At 53.3% G+C, this 437-nt stretch carries 1 pseudogene; it reads left to right on the top strand.

Annotation, left to right across the window (positions count from 1 at the left end):
• Positions 1-50 precede the first annotated feature (50 nt).
• Positions 51-437, top strand: a pseudogene (locus tag GBM95_RS12070) (phosphomannomutase/phosphoglucomutase); the annotation flags it as partial.

The following is a 437-nucleotide window of genomic DNA, read 5'->3' as shown; positions in this document are numbered from 1 at the left end:
CACCAGGCTCTATCGAACGTGTTGATGCCGTTACGCCGTATGTTGAAAAGGTGATTGACGGCGTTCGACTTTCCCGTCGACTTAAGGTTGTGGTTGACGCCGGCAACGGAATTGCAGGGCCCGTCATGCTTCGCATCCTTTCGAAGCTCGACGTTGAAGTTGTTCCCCTCTACTGCGACGTAGACGGACATTTCCCGAATCACCATCCGGATCCGTCCAAACCGAAAAACCTTGAAATGCTGATTCGCAAGGTGAAGGAAGTCGGCGCAGACTACGGCTTCGCGCTTGACGGCGACGGCGATCGTCTCGGCGTCGTGACAAACGAAGGCGAAGTGATTTATCCCGATCGTCTCATGATGCTTTTCGCAGAAGACATTCTTCGCTCGCATCCGGGAGCAGAGATTGTCTATGACGTCAAATGCTCTCGAAAGCTTGTC

It is taken from the genome of Sutterella seckii, assembly GCF_009183815.1.
Lineage (GTDB): Bacteria > Pseudomonadota > Gammaproteobacteria > Burkholderiales > Burkholderiaceae_F > Sutterella > Sutterella seckii.
Note: the sequence above shows the minus strand (reverse complement) of the source record. Positions and strands in the feature narration are given on the sequence as shown.